Below are 3,166 nucleotides of genomic sequence, written 5' to 3'. Positions count from 1 at the left end.
AGGCCCATTAATGGAAGTATATCTGCCAATTTCTACATTTTTAGACATTGAAACTTCGCCTAAAAACTTACATCCTAACCCGCAAGTCTTGATAGATCTAAAAGAAGCTGAACTTTTATTTGTAATCTTAATATGATTTTTTTTTGCATAATAGACAACTAAAATAAAATTTAAAATTTTTTTAATCATGTATTTTTCCAAAAAAATACTCTGAACTTATATTTTTAAAAATAATATTATCTAAATTAACTTTGCTTTCCAAGTCAATTATATGAGCGTAATTTTTATCAGTTAGATACCTCATAAACTGTACACCATAGAGGGGCAACAATAAAACCTTACAATTCAAAGCCAACGCTTCGTATATTGCTGTTGAATAAACCCCTATAACATATTTTGAATCAGCGATTTCTTCTAATACTGTTTTTTTCATACAGCCTATTTCTAAATTATCAAGTTTGCTTTCCTTTATTTTATTTAAATAAAATTGCTTATTTTCATATTCACTAGGATGTAATCTATAAATTATTTTATACTCGAGGTGGTCTTTCGCTACTTCTATAGCTTTTGTAATCATATCTTGACCTATCGTCCACTGCGAAATAAAAGTAATTTTCTTTTTCTTTTTTATGTCTTTATGCAATCTAACTTTTTGATTAAAATCTTCATAACCAATAAACTTCAATGCAGATTTTAGAAGAGGAAGGGGAGTATTATCACTCCAAAATTCACCGAATAACAAAATTTCATCTGGAAAATATGGGATATAGGGGTTGTTTGGAAAAGAATAACCCATATGATATTTTGTCATAGCTCCATGCTGAAATTCAATGACTTTAACATTTAAATCTTTAGCGGCTTTTATAATTCCTTCTTTTCCGTAAGAACATACCAAATACAACTCTTTATTATCTTTTTTCTTAAATAATAAAGAATATTTTTGATATTCCAAATTAAATAAAAAGATTTTATTTAAAACAATTGAAGTTAAATCAATTTTTGTATTGAAAGCTATATTTATCTTGCTGTTAAGTTCTACAAGATATTTTTTATCTTTATTGTTAATCTTAGTTTTTTTCATAAATAATCTATATACGACATCAAAATAAAAATTATCCGCATACTTTCTTTTTGAAGATGGCTTCTCGTAATGTATGCCGCCTACGCCCAAATCAACTATTTCAAAGTTTACATTTTTTTCAGTTATTTCATCTATGAAATACTTTGTATAAGGATCGTAATATTTATTATTTTTGTCTTGAATTTTCCTAGGATTTTCTAATATAATTGAATCGACTTTTTTATGATATGAAGGATAAAAATACGAATTTTTTAGAATACTAAAAACTCTTTTTATTTTTACTAAAAAACCTAATTTTAAAATTTTATGCGGTGATATTAAATTAAGCCTGAGTAGAATTAATTGATATACTTCAAATCGTATCAGCTTCCAAAAATAAACCCCTTGAATCTGTTTTTCAAAAAGATTTAGTTCTTTTTCTATCTCAAACATTTTTTCTGCTATCTCAGATGCTTTCATACCCTCCAAACCCTCCATGGCATTTTGTACACTCTACATGCTAGTATCCACACTACTAAAAAAGTTGCTGCAAAAGATATCACACTAGCTTGCGCAGCTCCAACTGCACCATTCGCATTTACAAATAAATATAATAAGCCCACATGTAAAACAGCAGTGCCAAATGTCACATAGGCCAATATATATGTTTTTTTCACATAAAAAATATAATTTGTCACCATAAAGTACATCCCCTGAAAGGCAAATGCGACTGCAAAATAGAGTATAAACTCAGCAGATGCAATAAACTTTTCCCCTAAAAAATAGGGTATAAACATTTCAGCTAGATATGCAAAACAAACAGCAAAAAGCAATATACCAACAAAGTAAATATAGGTGAACCGAACTATCTTTTTTTTATTTTCCATCGTTGGCTCACCTGATAAAACCTTATACATGTAAGGACTCCATGCTTTATTAAAAGCGGTAACCAATACACCTATTATCATCCCTATCTGATATCCTACTGCATATATCCCCGTGGCTGTAGCACCCAACACGGACATCAGCACCATTCTGTCTGCCCCTGTTTTTATCCATCCAGCCAATTGATGAGGAATAAGTGGTACTCCAAACTTTAGTGCATCTTTTATATGTTCTTTGTTTGGTTGAAAAATCAAATAACCTCTTTTTACAATGAATGCAAAACTAATTACTGAAAAAAGCAATGTCCCTATAGCAGTCGCCAGAAGCCGCCCTTCCCAGTTCATACCAAAGCCAACGACCATTAGTAATGATAATGCTGTCACAGTAAAAGTTTGCGATATTTGATACGCACTGTATGGCTTGGGTCTTTGCTCTGCCATCCACAACAAAAGATTTATAGTCGTCAGGAATTGAGCAAATGCTAATACAACTGCTATAATCAACCACTCCATCTCCATAGCTAATCTTTCTAAAATAATAGGATGCAACAAATAAACAACTACAAATACAAACAAAGTAGATATATTTAAGATAATAAGACAATTTCCAACAAAAACTTTCAGTTCATCTTTTTGCATCTTAAAAAAGTTCACATTTATAGCCCCGTGAATACTAAGCCCTGTAAATACTGCAAGTATTGATACAAGAACAGCAAATACTGAAATAATCCCATAATCTTCGGGGGTTAAGTATCTGGTAAGCACTGGCAGCATGAAAAAGGGTACGGCTTTGTTTAGCACATCGCCAAACACATAAACAAATGAATTTTTAAATAAAGATTTATTCAATAGGACTTTCCATTTTTTCTATAATTGCTTTATAATCACTAGGCTTCCCCATGTCTATCCAATAGTCCGTAATTTCAAAACTTTTAATACTTTTGCCCTCATTTTTCAACACATCAAACAAACTAGGTAAATCAAAAAACTCATCTTTTGGCACAAACCCTAAAACTTCAGGCTCTAGTACATATATTCCAGTATTTATAAAAAATTCCTTTATTGGTTTTTCTTTCATTGCTTTTATGTTATTTTCATCATCTACCTCTATAACACCATAAGGTATTTGATAGCTATCTTTTCTTATGCACATAGTAGCCACTGCATTTTGCTCTCTGTGGCAAGCTAAAAGTCTTTCATAGTCAAGCGAAGATAGTACACT

Annotated in this window: 4 protein-coding genes; all 4 read right to left on the bottom strand. The window is 30.6% G+C overall.

Features of this window, described 5'->3' with window-relative positions; all coding sequences use genetic code 11:
- Positions 1-189 (bottom strand): hypothetical protein (locus JWV37_RS12530; RefSeq protein WP_205460211.1); only part of this gene is annotated, 189 nt, incomplete at its 3' end.
- Positions 182-1,540, bottom strand: coding sequence for a hypothetical protein (locus tag JWV37_RS12525; protein ID WP_205460209.1), 1,359 nt, complete (start codon positions 1,538-1,540; stop codon positions 182-184). The genes JWV37_RS12525 and JWV37_RS12530, both read right to left, overlap by 8 nt.
- On the bottom strand, positions 1,537-2,793 hold the full coding sequence (locus JWV37_RS12520) for an oligosaccharide flippase family protein (RefSeq protein ID WP_205460206.1): 1,257 nt from the start codon (positions 2,791-2,793) through the stop codon (positions 1,537-1,539). The genes JWV37_RS12525 and JWV37_RS12520 overlap by 4 nt, the downstream gene beginning before the upstream one ends.
- The coding region (locus JWV37_RS12515; protein WP_275898389.1) for a sugar phosphate nucleotidyltransferase at positions 2,786-3,166 on the bottom strand (381 nt) is incomplete at its 5' end. The genes JWV37_RS12520 and JWV37_RS12515, both read right to left, overlap by 8 nt.

Origin of the sequence: Sulfurospirillum tamanense, assembly GCF_016937535.1 — a bacterium.
GTDB classification, from domain to species: Bacteria; Campylobacterota; Campylobacteria; order Campylobacterales; family Campylobacteraceae; genus Sulfurospirillum_B; species Sulfurospirillum_B tamanense.
The sequence above is the reverse complement of the archived record's forward strand: the minus strand, read 5'-3'. Positions and strand labels throughout refer to the sequence as shown.

Excerpts from the sequence above, each read along its gene's own strand:
- JWV37_RS12525 (WP_205460209.1), bottom strand. The coding sequence starts at position 1,540 with ATGAAAGCATCTGAGATAGCAGAAAAAATGTTTGAGATAGAAAAAGAA.